We start from the raw sequence: 23,710 nt of genomic DNA on the forward strand, positions 1-23,710 counted from the left end.
TCTGCTTATGTTTTGGAAGGCTACAAAATCCGACGTTACTTTTTTTCCTTTTTAGCCAACCAGTTTGCCAGCGGGTTGGCAGAAAAGCCATGCCCTACAATACTAAATACAATGGTGCATATGGCTACTAGGCTAATAAATGGGCCATTGTTTAAATGTTTTTCTGCTGCCATCACCACGAACACAATTGTAGCTAGGCCTCTGGGACCAAACCATCCTATAAATATTTTTCCTCGGGTATCGATATCAGTTCCAAGTAACACAAGGTAAACCGGTAACATTCTTACGACTGTCAAGCTTAATAGGGCATACAGGACAACGGCAGGGGTTAATGCATTAAAGGCAGGTATCACAAAGCTCGCCCCGAAAACCACCCAAGTTGCAATTGCCAAACTATCACCAAATCCTTCGGCAGCATTGATAAACTCCTCTTTCTTGTTTTGCCCTATGATACTATATAAGATACCTCCTGCAAAGCATGCGATAAACCCACTGCCCCCCAGAATTTGAGCTAATGAAAACATGGAGAATGCCAATACAATAATCACGATACTTTTCCATGAGTGGCTGATCGAATTCTTTTGTTCACTGAGACTGATCACCGAATGACCCAAAAATGTAACAGCCAACCCGACACCTGCTCCAATAATAATTTGTTTGGCAAACAAGCCATAGGTAAACTCCCCCTTTCCCTCCAAGAAGGAAAAGCACAGCAACAGGAAAGGGACACAGATACCATCATTCAAACCACTCTCCACATTTAAGCCTTCCCTGATTCTTTCAGGCACATTTGTATTGGTGATCACCGCTTTTCCTAACGCCGCATCGGTAGGAGCCAGAGATACTGCAAGAATGGCAATTTCAATTGTGCTAAGCTCTCCAAAAAGTATATACCCAAAACCAAATCCCAACAGCATAATCATGGGCAAGCCGAATAAGAGTAAGCGTTTTGGAATGATCAGGTTTTGCTTGATCACATTCACCTTTGCCATAGAGGCATCTGTAAATAGCACCAATGCCAAGGTGAGTTCAGCCAATGTCTTGATTAGCTCACGGTCCTCACTCACTTTTAAAATACCAATCCCATTAGGACCCATGATGATTCCAAATGCTAGAAAAATAATAGGGCCACTGATGGTCATCACTTCAATGCGCTTGGCAATAAGGGCATACATAAAAATGAAACCAGCAAGAATAAGTAAATTCAAATACATACTTGTAAACTTAGTGACTACTAGTTGTATCAATTCTATTCGAGTGTTCAGGAAGGTTTTGGCGCAACCTATCCCATTATATAATTTACATTAAAGATGGCCTGATACAAGGAAAGGAAGCAGTAAATCAAAAGGGGGATAGTATCCCTTGTGGTAGATACAATGCTTGAAAACAGGGGAGATTGTCCGTTCTCTGCAAGTCGTTATAAAATTGAGGGAGTGAGGTTTTGTATTGAAAATTCTTTTTGATCGTGAGTGTTGGATTAGCAATACCATTATTATTTCAACCTTTTAGGGCTGGCTATTGCATCCATCGTGTTGATGGGGTTATTAAGTTGTACTAAATAACCGGAGTTATCTCGTTGCCCGTCTCGATGAGTTGATTGAATAACCAAAATATTCCACTCTTTCAGGATTTAAAAAAATATCCTTTCCTTTTACGAAGGGATAATCGCGCGTGCAACGGTCATCGCTATTTTATAAAGCGCTTAAGAGCTAAAGTCCCAAAGGGACAAAATATATCAGCGATGGGATTATTAAGATGTACTAAATAACCGGAGTTATCTCGTTGCCCGTTTCGATGCTGTTGCACGCGCGGTAAAACCCATCGCTAATGTGTATAGCCCCTTCGGGGCAGGTGTATTGCTCCGAATAAAAAGTCAAACTTAATTATCCCATCGTCATGTACATAATATTTTCAGCCTTGAAAAGGCGGTATAAATTATAGTTCACATTTTTAAGTTGACAGTATTAGGTGCCGCACCTAAGGCGCTTTTTATTACAGGGGGAAAATAGCTACAAAGATTTCACTCCAATGGAGTTACCTTTTTAGAAGGTTGTAGGAAAATCTTTTTGTAGATGACTACAAAAAGTTTGAACAAAATCAGTAATCCACTAGATTGAATAATGATGAGGAGTTAGAAAGCCTATTTAAAATGACAGGGTTTTACAAGATTGTAGCCCAAGAAATGGTTTATTTAATGTCATTAGAATTCAATAAGATAGACTTTGATAGTCTCGTTGAAGATGAACTTGTTTTTAATTCACCTAATTCAAGGGAAAGGATAATTGAGGGGTTAGTAGAAATAAAAGAGTCTTTTCATCAAGCAAATATTGAATGTCAGGGTTTGATTATTTCTATAGGTTAAAAAAAGTATACAACAAACAGACTGATTTTATAGTATTGTTCGAACGATTTAAATTTTACAGATGATTTTATTGAATACCTAAAAAGGGAAAATAATGAGAACGCTAATAACATTTTTTTTACTTGGTATTGCCTTTTGTTCCCAAGGACAATTTGTACAGAATAAAGTCGATAGGTTTTTGACTAATGAACAAAATGAAAGTTGGTTAACAACGACAAAATTACTTGATGAACCAGGGCAATGGAAGGCGATAAAAGAAAGGTTTTTCTTAAAAAGGAATCAGAATACTCCCATTGAAACTACTATGTACTCACCATTGGTTGTCATCAATGGTATACCATTAGACATTCCCGATGAACTGACTGATAATTACAGCAATAAGATATTGAATTTGTTAAATGAAGATTCAATTGATGAGTTAATTATACTTGACAAACTAGATAATGAATGGACTTACTGTAAACCATTTTCAGGAGTTATAATCTTGAAAGTTGATAAGAAAACTTACAAAAAGCTATTCAAATTGAAATAACATTGCAATGTCTGCTTACCAGCACCATGATTGATGGTTAATCAATAAGAAGCTACTTTTTCCTTTACTTGGTTAGTAGACAAAAAGATAGAGATGATCTTGTTCATTTTTTATCTCCCTGAATAATTCATATGACTTACCATTATTTCATCCTTTTAGGGTAGGCTATTATCCCATCGTCATGTAGATAATATTTTCAGCCTTGAAAAGGCGGTATAAATTATAGTTCACATTTTTAAGTTGACCGTATTAGATGCCGCACCTACGGCGCTTTTTATTACAGGGGGAAAATAGCTACAAAGATTTCACTCCAATGGAGTAGCCTGTTTTTTTATGGCTCTTTTAGACCCGAGTATTGTCAGGTTATATGAAAGACATACCAAGAACGACCATTTAGGGATGTGCTTCTCCTTTGTAGGCAAATCTGCTAGTACCCCTTTCGAGGTATTTTGCTTGTGTTTGCGTAATATATTGAGTATGTGTTGGTTATTTTTTGAATTGATAGTGTTAATGTTGTGAAACAGAAAGTGTCTTCTACAGAAAAAGTAGGAAGCATTATTTACAGTACAAACAATATTATTTTAACCAACTCAATTATTTAAACCCATTTCGAGTATGAGATACTTCAATTGTTGTTACAGAAAGCCATCAAAATAAAGAAGGTTAGAATGCCTTGAAATTTTCATTATTGGTTGGTGGGAGAAATATCCGAGACATAGCGAAAGCATATGTGTCGCGGATAACTTTTTAAGGGCGATTTATTCCCTGCCAACCGTTCAGATGAATTATGTAAGAGAGAATGGACAACCTATTCCTTTTGATTCTTCAATGAGACTGCCCGCATAAAGAATACCTACTCTACAAATACAATGTTTTTTCGATTTGTAAATCCGCCAAAGGAAGAAATTCCTGAGGCGGTTTATTGTTGACTTGAAAAAACAGCACACAAATTTACCATCAATTTTTACAGGTTTAAGGTTTTCAGGTTTGACGTGTTTTACGCTGATAACACTAAGGTATCGCTTTGTTTTTATCCCTTGTTTTGGGCTGTGTTCTAAGGTGTAACCCTTTTGAGTTATGAGTGAAATTCAGTTGAAAATTCTGTTTAAAAAGGATGGTTTTATCGATTTGGTCGTGAAATGTCTCAAAATTCAAATACAAAAAATATATCGGTAAGTAATTGATAGTCAACACTTGTGTAGTGCTTGTGAAAGCCTTGTAAAGGTACTTTTTACTGTTTGTGAAAGTATTGTGAGGCGTGAAATGTCGCTTGAGTTTTATTCGTCGCTTATACTAGCAGCATGAAATAAAATTTGGAAGACATGAAAGAGCATGAAAGGAAAGAGGAGGAGCGAGAGGAGGGCATATATAGGGATGACGAAAGCGAGCTTCTCGAATTAATGAAGCAACGGGAGGAGGAGAATGAAGCCTTGCAAAATTTGATCAATGCATTGACGAAAAAGCAGCAGGAGGAGAAAGGAAGAAAGCAAGCTGAATAAGTATTTCAATTATTTAAACTTTAATAAATTATCTATGAATCATTTTTTATCTAAAACGCTGAAGGCGCTTGCTTGTTCAGCCGGATTACTCTGGGCTTCTCAGGGTGCGGTTGAGGCGCAGGCTCCAGCAGCAGCTACCTTTGAGAACGGGGTGCAGCGGGGTGTTGTACGTGTTAAGTTTAAGCAGCACGTCAATACACTGTCACTGCCTAATTCGCTTAAGGGAGCAAGGGTAAATACAAGCATGGCGGCATTCGACGCTACGGCTACCAAATTTGGCGCTACCAATATGCGACGTGTATTTCCTTATGACCCACGTTTTGAACACAAATTGGTCAAACACGGACTACACCTTTGGTATGAAGTGGCAATTGATGGCAATCAGGATGAAAAAATGGCTGCCATGTCCTTCACTGCACTAGGAGATGTTGAGTTTGCAGAACCTGTTCATGAGAAAGCGCTGATTGATGGCTATAAAGATCAGGAGCCAGTTGTGCTTTCAAAAAATGATGGAGCTGCGGCAGTGCTTTCAGTTGGTGATTCAGTGGAGATGCCTTTTGATGATGAGTTCCTAAACCTGCAATGGCATTACCATAACTTCGGTCAGGCACCAAATGGCGAAGCTGGAAATGATATCAATCTATTCGAGGCTTGGAACGTGACGAAAGGTACGCCTAACGTTGTTGTTTCCATCCATGACGAAGGGGTAGATGTCGATCACATGGATATCTCAAGAAACATGTGGGTCAACGAGGCTGAAGCCAATGGTGAAGAAGGAGTCGATGATGACGGAAACGGTTATATCGATGACGTTCACGGTTATTCGTTCTCTTATGATCAGGGTGATATCGTAGCACAGTCACATGGTACACACGTGGCTGGAACAGTAGCGGCAGTCAACAACAACGGAATCGGTGTTGGTGGTGTAGCTGGTGGTTCAGGTACTGGTGATGGCATCAGAATCATGTCTCTCCAAACACTTTCAGGACCATACAATGGTACAGCAGCCTCTTTTGTATATGCAGCCAATAATGGCGCTGTGATTTCCCAAAACTCTTGGGGGTATATTACGGCTGGTTACTACGATCAGGTGGTATTGGATGCGATCGATTACTTTATCGAAGAGGCAGGGGATTATCCTGGAAGCCCAATGAAAGGTGGTGTGGTAATCTTTGCTGCTGGTAACGACAATACAAGCCAACTGCATTATCCAGGTGCTTATGAGAGCGTAATTTCTGTAGCATCATTGGGGCCATCAGGTGAGAGAGCTTATTATTCTAACTACGGTGACTGGGTAGATATCGCAGCACCAGGTGGAGATATGGGCTTGGCATCTTTTGACGGTGTATTGAGTACATTGCCAGATGATAAATATGGTTTCCTGCAAGGTACGTCGATGGCATGTCCACATGTGTCGGGTATTGCAGGTCTGGTGGTTTCAGCAATGGGTGGCGAAACATTTAGTGCTGAAGACCTGAAAGTACAACTGATGACAGCCTTTACAGATGTTTATGCCAAAAATCCTGACTTCAAAGGACAGTTGGGTATTGGAGCCATTGATGCTTCATTGGCATTGGCTCAGGATCAAGGCATCGCACCAGTTGCAGTAACTGACTTTACTTATGATGGCAGTGCAGAGCAGTTTATCCTGACTTCACTGACTGTCCCTACAGATGAGGATGACAATAAGCCTTCTTCATTCAAGGTCTATTACTCCACATCAGAACTTACAGCAGAGAACTTGAGCAGTGCTTCATTCGCATCGTTATCAGGTATTTATGAAGCTGATAGTACAATTCAGCTGAAGGTTGAAAACCTTATTCCAAACTCTGATTATTATTTGGCAGTAACAGCTACAGACAGATGGGGCAACGAGTCGGCAATCTCCAATATTATTATGGGAGGAACCAATGCTGGACCGGACATCACAGCAGACACGGTATTCTTGACAGTGGACGCAAGTGAAGCAACTTATTCGACATCTTATGTGTTGCAGGAATTTGGCTTCCGCAATGATGGCGAAGGTCTTTTGGCTTGGTCTGCGGACATTGCCCACAGTGATTTTTCGGAAGAAGGAGAGACGGCACCATTTGATGTGTCGGGTATCACTTACCCTGAATCTGGTGCATTGGCATTGCACGATGCTAAAGTGACTTCAGAGACACAAACATGGAATGAGACTGCAGCACCAATGTCTGTAGGAGATGACCTGCCAAGTTATGATGTGCAGGAAATTAATTATTTCCCGATCACAGCACAGTCTATGTCTTTGGGTGATGGTTCTCCTGAAGTATCGAACTCTTCAGCGACAATGTTCCAATCCCCATCAGGTGGATTTAACCTGACAGATATTGCTGTTCGAATGAGAGTATCACCTGAAGCTGACCCTGCCATTATTGAGATCAGAGAAGGGAGTGACCTAAGCAGCTCAACATTACTTTACGCACAGGAAGTGAAAGGTGAAAGTGAATTGTATCACTTGGAATATGAGGTACAGCTTGATCAGCATATATATATCAATCAAGGAAAGTATTTCTGGATCATCGCCCATGTTCCTGCACATGAGTCCCATATTACACCTTTGATTATCAAGGATTCTGATAGGTATTCTTTAGCTTATAACTATAACTACATGTCGTTTGACATGGGTAAAACGTGGACAAAGCTATATGATTTGACAAAACAGTACTTTGGTATCACAACTGCTGTTTGGCAGACAACAGCCATCAGTAAGTCTCCAAAGCTGTATGACTACCTGCGTGTAGACAACGGTTCTAAAACTGGTAACCTTGATCCAGGTGCATCTTATACAGGTAAGTTGCGTGCATACCCTCGTCAGGTGGTAAACGGTACTTACAAGTCTCAGATGAAGATCACATCCAATGATTATGATGAGCCAGAGAAAAAGGTACCAGTTTACTTGGAAGTAACAGGTAACCCTGCCGACTTCAAGACAGAAGAAGTGTATAACTTCGGTAGCGTAATGATCGGTGAGAGCAAGACGATGGAACTGACTGTAGCCAACTACGGTCTGGGTAACCTGTACCTTGAAGATTCACTGGTAGACAATGCTAATTTTGAAATCCTGTATGCACCAGCAGTGGTTAACTCACTGTCGACTGCTACGGTTATTGTGCAGTATACACCTACTACAGTAGGAAACAGCAATGGTGTAATCACGCTGAACGGTAAGGATGGCTCCAAAAATGAGTTGAATGTATTCGCTGTTGGATCAGCGCCAGCAGAGATCACATTGACTGCTACTGGACTTGACTATAACATGGTAAATGGCGATACAGTACAAGGTTCAGTGACGATCGAAAATACAGGAGCGTTCCCACTGAAATATACATTGCCTAAGTTTGCTACTGAAGAAGTAACTGGGCTTGATATCGTGCATAAGGCAGGTTATACTTATGAGAAAAGCACTGAGCCATTTGAATGGGATGATATCTCTACAACCGGAACTAGCCTAAGAGATTACTTCAGGTCAACTGGTAGCAACCAGTACGAAGTACCATTGAACTTTGCATTCCCTTATTTCGGTAAGGATTTGACTTCCCTGTATATCACAGACTTCGGTATGCTGACAACGCGTAAGGAGTCTAATATCAACAGGAACAACGTGACCTTTAATGGCACAGGTTCTCCAAATGGATTTATTTCGCCGCTTTACTGGCAAATCCAATTGATAGAAGGTGGTGACATCTACTTCAAGCAGGAGGCTGACCGTCTGATTGTGACTTATAAAGATGTAATATCTTCTGGCTCTAAGGTACCTCAGACTTTCCAGATTATTGCAGAAGAGAGTGGGCGTATTCTATTGAGATACAAAGAGGTTGATCTAGGTGATGTAAAGTATTACTTCGTCGTATTACGAGGGGATGGAATGAAATACCAGAAAGATGATTTCCCTGTATACTATTACGATTATAATAATACTGATAAAGAAGTTGTAGTAGATGCACATGAGACGACAATCGTAATCGACTCATACGGCAGAGACCTGATTGATGAGAGTTCAGTGACTAATCCTCAAGGAACTGTAAAAGTTGGTGAGTCTGTAACAATTGATTTTGATGTTATTGCCAAAGACCTTTATGACGGAGCACACTTCCAGAATGTATTGGTTTACAGCAATGATCCAGCTGCTCCTGTTGCTAGCTATAAGGTAAACGTGAATATCACCGGTGGTGAAGCAGCAGTATCTACAGATATAGCTGCAATTGATATGGGTGATGTGTTTGACCTTGCAAGAGTAAGTGAGCATGTGAAGCTTTCAAACAACGGTACAACAAGTGAAGGGATCAAGGAGATCAGTTTGGTGAACAACCTTTTCAATGTAACAGCGACAGGTGCACCATTTACTTTGGGAGCCAAGAGAAGTGAGTTGATTGAAGTTTCACCGATTCAGGATAATATCACGGAACTGTTTGATACGTTGAGAATTGTTACTGATGCAGATGATACTTTATCTGTTGCGTTGCATGCCAATATTTTGGTATCACCAAATATTGCGCTAACGGCACCTGATACGATTGCCGCTACATTGACAGCTGGTGCGGAATACTCGGAAACTTTTTCAATCCAGAATACTGGTGTTGCCACACTGCAAGTTAGAGCAGAAGGAAATGCTATGGCTTATGTGGAAGCAGCTGGATTGACACCGGTTGACTACGGTTATTCTTGGAAGTCTAACAAAGCAAATGTGGATGCAGGTGAGATTGTAGACCCTACGGCACCAGTTTGGGAGTGGATGGACCTGAAAGCTTACGGTGAGAAACTGGATGTTTCAGAGATGAGCCCAACCCAACCACATTATGCTGAATTGGCATTACCATTTGAGTTTGATTTCTATGGCAAGAAATACAGCACATTGTATATCAACCAGAATGGTATGATGTCCGTGTTGCCTGATCAGCGCCAGAATAGCAATGGAGCTCCTGTAACGCAGATACCTTCGGATGATATTGCCAACGGTATTATTGCACCTTATTGGGTGAACAGACCATTGGCAAGCAATAATGCGAAGTATGGTGTTTATTACCATATCACTGAGGATAAAGTAATCATTCAGTGGGAAAACCTGTTGACGGCATATGTCGGTAACCCTTCCAATTTCCAAGCAGTAATCTACAAGGATGGTAGGATCAAGTTTATGTCCAAGATCTGGATTGCATCAAGGCTGAATGGTGGTCTTACAGCTATTGAGGATGAGACAGGTACAAGAGGTACCAAGGTGGCATTGAGTGAGTATTACTATACAGGTAAAACGGCGATTGAGTTTACCCCTGTAAAATACTATGAGATTACATCAGGTGAGACTGCTGATTTTGATGTTGTGATGAAATCAAACGGCAGGCCGGTGGGCTCATATATGGATGCCTTGACTATCATCAGCAATGCACCGGGCAATGAGACAATGACCATTCCTGTGAAGATGACTGTCAATGGTACGGATGAGATTTCGGCAATGGATGGCGCAATCGACTTTGGAACACTGGTAGCTTTCGAGAAAGACAGCGTAGTCAATAGCTTTGAGCAGGAGTTTATGATTGAGAATACTGGTAACAGCATTATTGATCTGGAGACTTTTGAAGTAGCGTCTGGCAATGCTGAAGTGGAACTACAGTTTGAGGTATCTTACAATATGCAGTATGGTACTGGCGGTTTGATGTACTATGAGTGGCAAGGACCAAATGATCCGCTTAGCGTAGACTTGCTGGACTTAGGGTACCCTCAGTCTTGGGACCTGACAATGGAAGGTGGCTTGATGGCTCCGGGTGAGCGTCGTAAGATGAAAGTGATCGTATCGCCAACTCCAGGAGTAAAAGGTGAAATGGTAGAAACTATCAACATGATAGCGGGCGGTCAAGTTGTGGGTGAAATTCCATTGACTTGGACAGCACAGTTGCCACCAGTATTGGAGATTTTGAATGATAACATCAGTGTAACTGCAAATACTGCGGATGCTGTGATGAATGAAATCTTCAAGATCAGCAATGCCAAGGGAGAAGATGCATTGTCTTACGATATCAATGTAGCTTACTTCAGAGCGTCATCGGCTGCACCTGCAAATTCAAATGCACTGTTGGCAGGGTTTACTAGTGCTGAAGCAGATCTGGAGCAAGTGGCCGCTACTTCACAAGTGGCAGGCGTATTGGCAACAGATACGACAACACTGGAAGGTTTCCACCGTGTATTGTCACATGACACAGACACTGTTCCTTCTACTTTCTTAGGGTTCGGTGGTAATTCATTTACAACGGCTACAGCATTTGAAGCACCTGAAAATGGATTCAAATTGACTCACGTAAGAACGTGGTTCAGACCTGCCGGAGCTAATAACTCTGATATTACAGTTGAGGTAAGAGCGGGTTATGATATTGCCTCTTCAGTAGTGATAACAAAAGAGGTGTTCGCAACGGAGACGGCTATTGATGACACAAAAGGTGAGTACATGTCCTTTGAGTTGTCAGAACCACAGACAATCCTTCCAAATGAGCAATTCTTTGTTGTATTCTCATATGGTTTTGGTGTGCTGAACCCACAAGGTATCACAGTTGGAAATGAACCACACACAGGTAAATTCTATTACGGTGCAAGTGGAACTTGGGCTGACCTGAATATGGTATCTGGATTTGAGAATTATGGCTGGATGGTACAAGCTGCCGAAGAGTCTGAAACAGAAATCAACAGCTGGTTGACTTTGGATGCAGCCTCAGGTAACCTGGATGCAGGTTCAGAGCAGTCAATCACGGCTACATTCGACGCTTCGAACGCATTCTTGCCTGACCATTATGCAGAGGTGACTGTAACGTCAAACGATCCATCGGTTGATTACAAGACAGTTAAAATGCACCTGCACTCGAATCAGGCTCCGATGTTTACTGAAATGCCAGGAATGGAAGTAACAGTGATGGAGAATGAGAGTGTTTCCCTGCCAATCTCAGCAGTGGATGAGGAAGGTAATGACTTCTCTTATGAAGTGACTGGAGACATTTCAGGTGCTGAAGTAGTTACAACAGCTGAAGGATCATTCCTGACATTTACAACTGACTATGAAATGGCAGGTTCATACATGGTTTCAGTTACAGTAACGGATGAGCACGGTGCTGCGAACGGTTATGAGTTTACAGTGAATGTAGTGGATGTCAACAGAGCACCAATTGCTGGTCTAGTGGATACGCAAGAAGTAGGGCTGGATCAAGAGTCATTCACTTATGATTTCTCTGACCTGTTTGTAGATGAGGATGGAGACCAACTTAAGTATTCAATTGACATCTCCAATGATTCAATTGCTACAGATATTGTAGTGTTTGGTCGCAAGATGAGTCTGTCATTGTTAGACTTGGGTACTGTCTCTGTAACCATCACAGCAACAGACGGTATGGAGTCAGTATCGGCAACATTTGATGTTGTGGTAATTGAGCCACTAGGTCTGGATGATGAGCTGGCTGCAAAACTGAAGTTGGGTAACTACCCTAACCCTGTAGCCAATACAACTACATTCGGTTATCATCTGCCATACAATGCAGAAGTGTCGATTGAAGTATATTCTTTCCAAGGTGTAAGACTGACAACCCTGAACCAAGGAAATCAGTCTGCTGGAGAACACAAGGTAGAGTTCAATGCTTCAGGCATGACTACAGGTATGTATATCTATCTCCTGAAAGTGGATGGTAAGACTGTCACTACAGGTAAGATGATTAAGCAATAATAATTGGAGTGCCACTCTTTTGGGTGGCACTTTCCTAAAAGTATTTTTTTACAAAACTGGATTTGAAATAACAACCAATTTAATTATTGCCTGAATTTAAATTCTCTGAACTTTGAGGAACATGAAAACCATCAATTCAAATACTAACGGACACTACTTAATAGCTTTCTGAACTTTTAGAAGGCAGGTTTTTAGACTGATAGGTATCAGAGAAAAAAAGGAAGGTATAAAAAAGAAGCATTACTAGCGATCATCGTATATTTTCAAACAGTTTGGATCCGCCGAGGGAAGCAATTCCCGAGGCGGTTTTTTTATGCCTTAATCAAAACAGATGAATAATTGCTTTGGCCAGTATCTGTAAGCAATGATCTCGTTTGTACAAATTTTAGTTTCTCCACTATAAACGCCCCTTAATTGAAAGAGTAAAGTAGGGTAGAGTTCATAGTGTTAACATCAACCTTTTCAGGTGGATAATGCGGATGGAAAAGTATGGATTTAGTCATTCTTGAAAAGAAAATAATTGGGTTTAGATATTCATTATTTGAGAAATCCTGATAAATGGCTAGTGGAATAAAATACTGATCTACGCTTATTTTTTAGTATATAATAATGCATCAGAGATAATGGTTATATACATTTTCTAAGGAAATCATAAATTGTTTTATGTGCTTTAGGTTGAAAATATTATATAATACAGTTATAATTGCAGTAATCAACATATGTTAGCGCTTACACATGGGTGTGAGAATACTCCTAAAAACATATAAAAATAGGGGAGTGGGAAAAGGATCAAGATTAGAGAAAGTGTGTTTAGTGTTATGTCTCAAGAAGCACCTCCCATAGAACGTTCAATATCTTGAATAGGAATGGGGAAATGAGATAGAATAATATGAGGTTAACTTCAACTGTCGTGTACAATAGCTGTAAAATTATTTTTATTCTTTTTGTCCTACTAACTACTATATCAGTTAATAATGGCTTTACACAAGACCAGCATAAGGTGGATAGCCTGCTGTTACTTGTTGAGCATCATGAAGCTGATACAGTTAAAGTGAGATTGCTGTCAGAACTGACAGATTATTATAGCCGTTATGACCTTGGTGTAGCAGAGAAATATGCGTATCAAAGTTTAAAGGTGGCTGAAAACATCTCATCTGAATACACTGCTCCAATTCTGAAGAAACTGGGTATCATTCAATTTCAGAAGGGATTGTTTGTGGATGCTACAAAATCATTTCTGGATGCCTTGGCTATTCTGGAGGCAGAGGGTGATGTAATGGGGCAATTGAGTATTAAAAACAATATAGGGTTGGTATATGAGCGGCAGTTGAAATTTGATATAGCCATCAAGTACCTGCTTGAAGTGGTGGAAGAAACGCAAGCCAGTACCTTACCAGAAAAGGTAAAGCTGAAAATTCTATCTTCTGCTTATCTCAATCTAGGAGCATCCTATGCTGGGTTGGAAAAGTTGGATGAAGCGCTTTCCTATTACAAGGCAGTATTGAATATTAAGGAAGCGCCAAATGGAGACTACAATTGTGCAAGGGCTTTAAATAATATTGGGAAGCTCTACAAATTGAAGAATGATGGCGAAAGTGCCTTCCAATATCACAAGAAAGCGCTGGTAGCCAAAGAGAAAATAAATGATAAAATTGGGATGATCAGTACGTTGCTTGAACTGGCTGATCATAATCTTTCAAATAATCAAATCAAAGAAGCAAAAGAGTATCTGGACAAGGCACTTGAAGTAGGAAAGGTAGTCAACTCACCTATATTATTTAAGAGTATCTACAGGTGCTATTATGTGTATTATAAGCAGGTCGGGAAGACGGATCTGGCATTGGAATATCATGAAAAGCTCCTTGAATACTCAGAGATGGTTTCTAAAAATGAAACAGAAGAGCGGATTGATACGCTGTGGAACAATTATGAGCAGGAAAAGGAAAGGAGAGAAGCAGAAATAAAAAGAAAGGAAGAGCAGATGCAGATGCTGATGATTGTGCTTTTTCTGATTGCTTTTGGAGTGGTGGCTGCCTTGCTGTTCGTCTTGCAGCGATCCAAAACAAAACAAGCCTTGCTCAAGAAAGAAAAGCTGAGGTTGCAGAATGAAAACCTTTCGAATGAACTGGAATTCAGAAACAAGGAGCTGACAGCCAATGTGATGAACTTGGTGCAGAAGAATGAGTTGATCAACGATGTAACGAAAAAGCTGATTGACCTGAAAACCAATATGAAAAAGGACAATCAGTCAACCGTCCGGCAAATTGTATTTGATTTGCACACCTCTTCTTCGGATGATTTGTGGGCAGAGTTTGAAATGCGTTTCCAGAATGTACACAGTGATTTTTATAGGAAACTGAATGAGCGTTTCCCTGACCTGACCCCGAATGAAAGGAAGCTTTGTGCCTTTTTGAGACTCAATATGTCCAGCAAGGAAATCTCCTCTGTGACAAGACAGTCAATCAAATCCATTGAGATGGGACGTTTCAGGTTACGCAAAAAATTAGGAATTAGTAATTCCGACCAGAACCTGAACACTTTTATCGAACAGTTATAAAGATATTTGTTTGAGCATACCCATTTTGATGAGAAGTGGGTTTTTGTATGTTTATTCATCTAACATAGATGATTTGCTATTATGGAGCAAGGTTTCCTTTCGGAGAAGCCTTGCTCCATTTTTTTTATGGCTACAAAGATTTAGCACCTACGTAGCTAATAAAGTGAACAGCTCCATCGGTGCGGCACCTTTGGAGTCAAGTTGTCATAACTGAATGTTCGAATCTATCTGGACATGTCATTCACTAGTCTAAAAAGTCTCAACGTATATCCTCTAACTAAAATTTAATTCCGAATATGAACATCGACTCCGTTCAGCCTCCACTATCTGGTTCCTGAGTGGACCGAAGGAATTGTCTTTTGGATTCCATTTAAGCAAGTATTGTATTGTATTGGAATAGAGATTTTCTATGCTAACCCTTTCACATATTACAATCAACTAAATGGTGATGTTATTCTTTTCAAACCTTTCAGGATTATGATATAATGAATGCTGTCAACTCCGGATTGCCATCCGGAGTCAAGTTGGTTTGTTTCCTTTGGAAACAGTGTTTGCTGTAAAAAATCCCAACGGAATTGAATAATAGTAGCCGTAGGCCAAAGCCCACGGTATAAGTAAATCCATTTATCCAACTCCAAAGGAGTTGAACCTATAAATCATGGAAGCGATTAAAACTTCCGACTTCAATGATGCATCTACTTTATAATGTTTTTTGTGGTCATGCCATTGTAACCATTAGGTTTTGGTGTGCTTAAATCCTAAAAAGTTCGGCAATTCTTTCCATTTACAGTGCTTTATTAAATCTAGTTTTCTGGATTTAAAGCTAATGATGAAATGTAGACGGTCAATGTTAGTGGAATAGGTCTTTTTTGAATGTTTATGTTCTGAAAAAACGATGCTTATTAAGTGATATAAGTTGAAAATTGAAATGCTATTTGTAATGCATTAATAATCAGTCAATCAATGTATTAAGTGTGTTTGTAGAGGGCTAGTAGTGGTCACTTTTTTTCTTGTAGAGGTTTTGTGGAGAGCAGATTTATATGTTCATCAAGATTGTGGGTTAATATAGCAAACGAAGAAAAAATAAGGCCCATGAAAGAGTATGAAAGGAAAGGTGAGAAAGCCGAGAAGTTTCATGCTGAAGATGAAACTGACTTGCTTGAACTCATCAAGAAAAGAAAAGAAGAAAATGAAGCCTTGCAAAACCTGATCAAGGCACTGACTAAACAAAGAGGGAAAGAAAGAGGGGGAAATTAACTGATTCGCATATTCAATTATTTAAACTTTAATACAATTAGTATGAATCACTTTTTATCTAACACGCTAAAGGCACTTGCCTGCTCTGCCGGATTACTTTGGGCTTCCCAAGGTGCGGTAGAGGCGCAGGAGCCTGTAGCAGCAACCTACGAACAAGGGGTGCAGCGTGGAGTGATTCGCGTGAAGTTCAAGCAACACGTGAATACACTGACACTGCCTAACTCACTGAAAGGTTCAACAGTGAATACCAATATGGCAGCATTTGATGCAACTGCTGCTAGATACGGGGCTTCTAATATGCGCCGTGTATTTCCTGTAGATCCTCGATTTGAGCATAAGCTGGTAAAGCATGGTCTTCACCTGTGGTATGAGATTGCTATTGATGGCAATCAGGATGAGACAGCTGCAGCGATGTCATTCTCTGCGTTAGGTGATGTTGAAATAGCAGAACCTGTACATGAAAAAATGTTGGTAGATGGCTACCAAGGACAAGAGCCAGTAGTACTATCTGAATCTGATGGTCAGGCTGCAGTAATGTCAGCTGGTGATTCAGTAGCAATGCCATTTGATGATGAGTACCTGAACCTACAGTGGCACTACCACAACTTTGGTCAGGCACCAAATGGTGAAGCTGGTCATGATATCAACCTTTTCAAGGCTTGGGAAATTACAAAAGGTACTTCTAATGTGATTGTGTCTATCCACGATGAAGGGGTAGATGTAGATCATGAGGACCTTGCGGCCAACATGTGGGTGAATGAGGCTGAAGCTAACGGTGTTGAAGGTGTTGATGATGACGGTAACGGCTATATTGATGACGTTCACGGTTATTCATTCGCTTATGACCAAGGTAAGATTGTATCTCAGTCTCACGGTACGCACGTTGCAGGTACAGTAGCAGCAGTCAACAACAACAATGTTGGTGTTGCGGGTGTTGCAGGTGGTTCAGGTAACGGCGATGGTGTTAGGCTAATGTCAACTCAGATGCTGTCAGGACCTTACAATGGTGTAGCGGCATCTTATGTGTATGCAGCTAACAACGGAGCTGTTATCTCACAAAACTCTTGGGGTTATATTTCAGCTGGCTACTACGATCAGGTAGTGCTGGATGCGATCGATTACTTTATTGCAGAAGCAGGTGATTACGCTGGTAGCCCAATGAAGGGTGGTGTCGTAATCTTTGCTGCTGGTAACGATAATACAAGCCAATTGCATTACCCAGGAGCTTATGAGAATGTAATCTCAGTAGCTTCATTGGGTCCGTCTGGTGCAAGAGCATATTACTCAAACTACGGTAACTGGGTAGATATCGCAGCTCCAGGTGGAGATATGGCAGCAGCGGCATTTGATGGTGTATTGAGTACATTACCAGATGATTCCTACGGATTCCTGCAAGGTACTTCAATGGCATGTCCGCACGTATCAGGTATCGCAGGTTTGGTAGTTTCTTCAATGGGTGGTGAAACATTTACATCTGAAGATCTGAAAAAGCAGCTTCTGACTGCCTATACAGATGTTTATGCTAAAAACCCTGATTACAAAGGCTATTTAGGCGTTGGTGCTATTGATACAGAGTTGGCTTTGGCTGTTGACCAGGAATTGGCTCCTGCAACTGTCACTGACTTTACATTTGTTGGTGCAGCTGAGCAGTTCATCCTGACTTCACTGACAGTGCCAACTGATGAGGATGATGTACAGCCTTCTTCATTCAAAGTATACTATTCAACTTCAGCACTTACGGCAGAAAATTATACTTCTGCATCTTCTGTGAACCTGTTCGGTAATTTTGAAGCTGACAGCACCACAGAATTGAAGGTTGAAGGACTTGTTCCTAATACAGTATATCATTTGGCTGTAGCAGCTGTTGACAGATGGGGACACGAGTCTGCTATCTCTAACTTTATTTCAGGTGCCACTAACGTAGGTCCTGATATTACAGCTGATACAGTTCGTATCTCTGTTGATGCTACATTGGCAGCTAAAGATTATTCATCTGTATTGAAAGATTTCTCTTTCAGCAACGACGGTGAAGGTATTCTGGAGTGGAGTGCATCTGTGGCTCACAGTGACACTAGACCAGAAGGTGAAATTACACCATTTGATGCTTCAGGAATCAATTACCCTGAATCAGGTGCCTTGGCACTTCATGATGCAAAAATTGTTTCAAATACGAAGACTTGGAACGAGCAGGAGTTGACGCCATATACGGTAGGTGATGATTTGCCGAATCATGAGGTAGAAGAGCTGAGCTATTACCATTATTCAAACCAATCAATGTCTCTTGGTGATGGTTCACCTGAGATCTCAAACTCTTCAGCTACTGCATTCTATTCGCCAAATGGTGGTTTCAACCTGACAGATGTAGTAACAAGAATGAGAGTTTCTCCAGACGCTGATCCAGCTATCATTGAGATCAGACAAGGCAATGACTTGGACATTAATAACTCTACGCTTTTATATGCTCAGGAAGTAAAAGGTAGAAGTGAGCTTTATCACTTGGACTACGAAGTAAAACTTGATGAGCAGGTATATATCAGTCAGTACAAGTACTTCTGGATTGTGGTACACGTACCAGCACATGAGACGCACATTACTCCGCTGATCATTAAGGACTCTGACAGAGTTTCATTGGCATATAACTACAACTTTATGTCATTTGATATGGGTAAGTCTTGGGTAAGATTGTATGACCTGACTAACCAGTATTTCGGTATCACAACAGCAGTTTGGGAGACAAAAGCAATCAGTAAGGCTCCAAAATTGGAAAATTACCTGAGCTTACACTACTCTTCAAACAGTGGTAACCTTGCACCAGGCGCTACTTTCGCAGGTAAATTCTATACATACCCTCGTAAAGTGACGAACGGTACTTACAAGTCATGGCTGACAATCAACTCCAATGACTATGATGAGTCTGTGAAGAGAGTACCAGTTTACTTGGAAGTAACAGGTAACGAGGCTGATTTCAAGGCAGAAGAAGTATATGACTTTGGTAGCATTATGCTGGGTGAAACCAAGACGATGGAACTGACAGTTGCCAACTACGGTAAAGGTAACCTGTACCTGACGGATTCACTTGTGGATAATCCTGACTTTGAGATTCTGTATGCTCCTTCAGTGATTAACTCACTGTCGACGGAGACACTTATCGTAAAGTATACGCCTACAGTAGCTGGTAACAGCAATGGTGTAATCACATTGGTAGGTGAAGATGGTTCGGAGCACAATATAAACGTATTTGCAGTAGGTGCTGAGCCAGCTGAAATTACGTTGACAGCAACTGGACTTGACTATGATATGGTGAATGACAGCACAGCTACAGGATCGATCACAATCGAGAACACTGGTGCATTCCCATTGAAATATACGTTGCCTAAATTTGCTACTGAGGAAATCTCAGGTTTGGAAATTGAGCATAAGGCAGGTTACACTTACGAGAAAAGCACTGCGCCATTTGAGTGGGAAGATATCACAACTACTGGCACACCGCTGAAAGAATACTTCAGATCAACAGGTAGCAACCAGTATGAGGTAGACCTTGGCTTTGCGTTCCCTTACTTCGGTAAAGACCTGACTAAGCTATATATCTCAGACTTTGGTATCATTACAACCCGTACTGAGTCGACGATCAATACGAATAACGTTACCTTGAACGGTACTTCTAGCCCGAATGGATTTATCTCTCCATTCTTCAAGCAGATTCAGCTGGTACAAAGTGGAGACATCTATTTCAAGAAGGAAGCGGGCAGATTGATCGTAACATTCCAAGATGTAGCGACTTCAAGATACGCTCTTGATTATCAGACAATTCAAGTAGTAATAGAAGAAAGTGGTCAAATCGAGTTCAGATATCAGAAAATCGATGCTGAGCAGGCTCCATACTACTTTATTGCCTTGAGAGGTGATGGTATGAGATATTCTTACGATGACTTCGGTATCTCATATGCAGTAAGTGGTGAAAATAAAGAACCAGCTGTAGAGGAAGATGAAACTACTTTGGTAATCAATACTTACGGAAAAGACCTGATTACAAGTAGCTCGGTAACCAATCCACAAGGTACGATTAAAGTAGGGGAGTCTGTTACGGTCGACTTTGAGGTAGCAGCATCAGATCTGAGTAACGGAGCACATTACCAAAATGTATACGTTTACAGCAATGACCCTGCATCTCCTGTGAAATCTTTTACAGTGAACATGAATGTGACTGGTGGTGAGGCAGCAGTTGTAACGGATGTAACATCCATCGATATGGGTGATGTATTCGATTTGGCTGAGGTAAGTGAGCAAGTTTCACTGACTAACAATGGTTTTGCAGCTGAGGATATCAGTGAGGTTAGCTTGGTAAATGACCTGTTCAATGTTTCAGGAGCTGGTGTTCCATTCACATTGGGCGCAAAAAGAACAGAAACATTTGAGGTAACTCCAGTACAGACAAGTCTTGCTGAACTGTTTGATACATTGAGAATTGTAACTGCTTCAGATGATACACTTTCGGTAGCATTGCATGCCAATGTAATTGCTTCTCCTGGTATTGCGGTTACTGCACCAGATACACTTGTTGCCAACCTGATGACGGGTGCTGAAGCGATGCAAACAGTTTCAATCGAGAATACAGGTGCTTCGACATTGAAGGTAAGAGCGGAAGGCAATGCACTTGCTTATATGGAAGCAGCTGGTTTGACGCCTGTTGAACATGAGTATGTATGGAAATCGAACAAGGCTAATGTAGATGCAGGTGAGGTTGTAGACCCTACTGCTCCAGTATGGGACTGGATGGACTTGAAAGCTTATGGCGATCAGCTTGACTTGTCAGAAATGAACCAAATTTCAAACACTTATGCGGAATTGGTATTGCCATTTGAGTTTGATTTCTATGGAGAGAAATACAGTACATTATACATTAACCGAAATGGTATGATGTCAGTACTGCCGAATCAGATTCAAGGGTTCCTAGGGGCACCTCCGCGTAACTTCCCAGCTGATGATGCAGCAAATGGTATTATTGCTCCTTATTGGGTGAACAATGGTTTGGCAAGTAATAATTCTAAGTATGGGGTTTATTACCATATGACAGAAGATAAGGTAATTATTCAGTGGGAAAACCTTCTGACAAGTAGAGTGGGTAACCCATCTAACTTCCAAGCCGTGATCTACAAGGATGGTAAGATCAAGTTGATGTCTAAGATCTGGGTAGCCTCAAGACTGAATGGTGGTTTGACAGGTATTGAAAGTGCTGATGGAACTAAGGGACATAAAGTAGCATATGCTGAATATTTCTATACTGGTAAAACAGCGGTTGAATTCACGCCAGTGAAATACTATGAAATCCCTGCTGGAGAAACAGCTGAGTTCAATGTAGTGATGAACACATTGGGAAGACCAATGGGAACCTATACAGATGAACTGACAATCGTAAGCAACGCACCAGGTAGCGAGGAAATCGCTATTCCTGTGAAGATGACCGTAAATGGTACTGAAGCGCTTACAGCAATGGATGGAAGTATTGACTTCGGAACACTGGTAGCTTATGAAAAAGACGCAGTGGTGAAAAGCTATGAGCAGGAGTTTATGATTGAAAATACTGGAAACAGCATTATTGATCTGGAAACATTTGCAGTAGCATCAGGCAATGCGGAAGTAGCATTGGAATTCGAAGTGTCTTACAATATGCAACCGCCGAGAACAACTAATGCTATAATGTATTACGAGTGGCAAGGACCTGACGGTACTTTAAGAAAAGACCTGACTGATTTCGGAGGTGACCCATTCGACCTGACAATGGAAGGTGGATTTATCACACCAGGTGAGCGTCGTAAGATGAAGGTGACAGTTACGCCTACACCAGGTACCAAAGTTGCTGCTAACGAGACAATCAACCTGATTGCCAATGGAGAAGTGGTAGGAGCAATTCCATTGACTTGGACAGCTCAGTTGCCTCCAGTACTGGAAGTAGGAAACGACGAAATTAGCGTAACAGCGAATACTACTAATGCGGTTCTGAATGAGATCTTCAATATCAGTAATGCAAAAGGTGAGGACCTGCTGACTTACGATATGAATGTGAAGTATTTCCGTTCGGAAGTAGCAGCTCCATCAGCAAACGATGTATTGGCTGCAAGCTTGGGTAATACACCGGAAGACCTTGGTATGATGGCTGCGTCATCTGCTGACATGGGTACGTATGCAACAGATACAACAACATTGGCAGGCTTCCACCGTGTGATGTCTCATGACACAGATACAGTTCCTGCTACTTATGTAGGTCTTGCTGGAGACGTGTTCACGACAGCTACAGCATTTGAGGTTCCTGAAAATGGCTTCAACCTGACGCACGTGAGAACATGGATGAGACCTGCAGGTGCGAGCAACTCAGATGTAATGGTACAGGTGAGAGTAGGTTACGACCTTGCTTCTTCACAATTGCTGACTGAAGAGGTATTCTCTACAGAGACGGCTATCGGAGATACATTTGGTGAGTACTTGACTTTCGAACTGTCAACACCGCAGGAATTCCTTCCAAACGAGCAGTTCTTTGTGGTATGTACTTATGGTCTAGGTGTATTGTATCCTCAGGGTATGACAGAACAGCCATCAGTTGAAACAGGTAAATACTTCTATGCAATTGGTGGTGAATGGTATGACCTTAACCTAACAGCTGGATTCGAAGGATACGGTTGGATGGTGCAGGCTGCTGAAGAGTCTGAAACGACAGTGAACAGCTGGTTGACACTTTCAGCAACATCAGGAGAGCTTGATGCAGCAGCTGAGCAGCCAATCACAGCGACATTCAATGCCGCTTATGCATCTCTGAAAGATCAGTATGCAGAAGTAACTGTTACATCAAACGATCCGTCGATTGACTTTAAGACAGTGAAACTTCACTTGCATATGAACCAGGCGCCAATGTTTACAGAAAAACCAATGATGGAAGTAACTGTAGAGGAGAATGAGACTGTTGCACTTCCAATTGCAGCATTGGATGAAGAAGGAAATGCCTTCACATTCGCTGTAACTAGTGAGCTTTCAGGTGCAGCGATTACAACATCTGGAGACAGCTCGTTTGTAACATTCACAACGGATTACGAAATGGCTGGTGAGTATGCAATGTCTGTAACTGCTACAGATGAGCATGGTGCGGCTACAGATTACCAGTTTACGGTATATGTGGCAGATGTGAACAGAGCGCCAATTTCGGGTCTGGTGGATACACAAGAAGTTGGACTTGACCAAGAGTCATTTACTTTTGATTTCTCTGACCTGTTTGTAGATGAGGATGGAGACCAACTTAAGTATTCAATTGAAATCTCTAATGACTCAATTGCTACTGATATTGTAGTGTATGGTCGTAAGATGAGCCTGACATTGCTGGATCTGGGTACAGTAACTGTAACCATTACAGCAACAGATGGTATGGAGTCAGTATCGGCAACATTTGATGTAGTGGTAGTTGAGCCACTAGGTATCGATGATCAGCTGGCTGCAAAATTGAACTTGGGTAACTACCCTAACCCTGTAGCAAGTACTACTACATTCGGTTACGATCTGCCATTCAATGCAGAAGTATCGATTGAAGTGTATACTTTCCAAGGTGTGAAACTGGCAACACTGAACCAAGGAAATCAGTCTGCTGGTGAGCATCAAGTAGAGTTCAATGCTTCTTCACTGACAACAGGCATGTACATCTACATCCTGAAGGCAGATGGAAAAGTGGTTGCAACAGGAAAAATGCTGAAAAATTAAGTTAAAAGTGCAAATATTCTTGAGTGCCATTCTTATGGAATGG

8 protein-coding genes are annotated in these 23,710 nt (G+C 41.2%); 7 read left to right on the top strand and 1 reads right to left on the bottom strand.

Annotated features, from left to right (window positions below; genetic code table 11):
• Positions 1-35 precede the first annotated feature (35 nt).
• Positions 36-1,208: a cation:proton antiporter gene (locus V6R21_RS13925; protein WP_334244232.1), complete on the bottom strand. Its 1,173-nt coding sequence runs from the start codon at positions 1,206-1,208 to the stop codon at positions 36-38.
• Positions 1,209-2,113: 905 nt separating this feature from the next.
• On the opposite strand from V6R21_RS13925, the gene V6R21_RS13930 reads away from it, so the two are divergent.
• The 7 genes from V6R21_RS13930 to V6R21_RS13960 all read left to right on the top strand — a co-directional run bounded on the left by V6R21_RS13930 (position 2,114) and on the right by V6R21_RS13960 (position 23,667).
• Positions 2,114-2,362: a hypothetical protein gene (locus tag V6R21_RS13930; RefSeq protein WP_334244233.1), complete on the top strand. Its 249-nt coding sequence runs from the start codon at positions 2,114-2,116 to the stop codon at positions 2,360-2,362.
• 94 nt (positions 2,363-2,456) lie between these two features.
• Entirely contained in the window at positions 2,457-2,894 is a 438-nt protein-coding gene (locus tag V6R21_RS13935) for a hypothetical protein (protein WP_334244234.1), read from the top strand.
• Between the two features lie 1,322 nt (positions 2,895-4,216).
• Positions 4,217-4,393, top strand: coding sequence for a hypothetical protein (locus V6R21_RS13940; protein WP_334244235.1), 177 nt, complete (start codon positions 4,217-4,219; stop codon positions 4,391-4,393).
• Between the two features lie 34 nt (positions 4,394-4,427).
• A complete protein-coding gene (locus V6R21_RS13945) occupies positions 4,428-12,113 on the top strand; it encodes a S8 family serine peptidase (protein ID WP_334244236.1) in 7,686 nt (2,561 codons plus the stop codon).
• Positions 12,114-13,002: 889 nt separating this feature from the next.
• On the top strand, positions 13,003-14,670 hold the full coding sequence (locus tag V6R21_RS13950) for a tetratricopeptide repeat protein (protein WP_334244237.1): 1,668 nt from the start codon (positions 13,003-13,005) through the stop codon (positions 14,668-14,670).
• 1,092 nt (positions 14,671-15,762) lie between these two features.
• Entirely contained in the window at positions 15,763-15,927 is a 165-nt protein-coding gene (locus V6R21_RS13955; protein ID WP_334244238.1) for a hypothetical protein, read from the top strand.
• A 42-nt stretch (positions 15,928-15,969) separates the two neighbouring features.
• Entirely contained in the window at positions 15,970-23,667 is a 7,698-nt protein-coding gene (locus tag V6R21_RS13960) for a S8 family serine peptidase (RefSeq protein ID WP_334244239.1), read from the top strand.
• Positions 23,668-23,710 lie beyond the last annotated feature (43 nt).

This window comes from Limibacter armeniacum, from assembly GCF_036880985.1.
Classification (GTDB): domain Bacteria; phylum Bacteroidota; class Bacteroidia; order Cytophagales; family Flammeovirgaceae; genus Limibacter; species Limibacter armeniacum.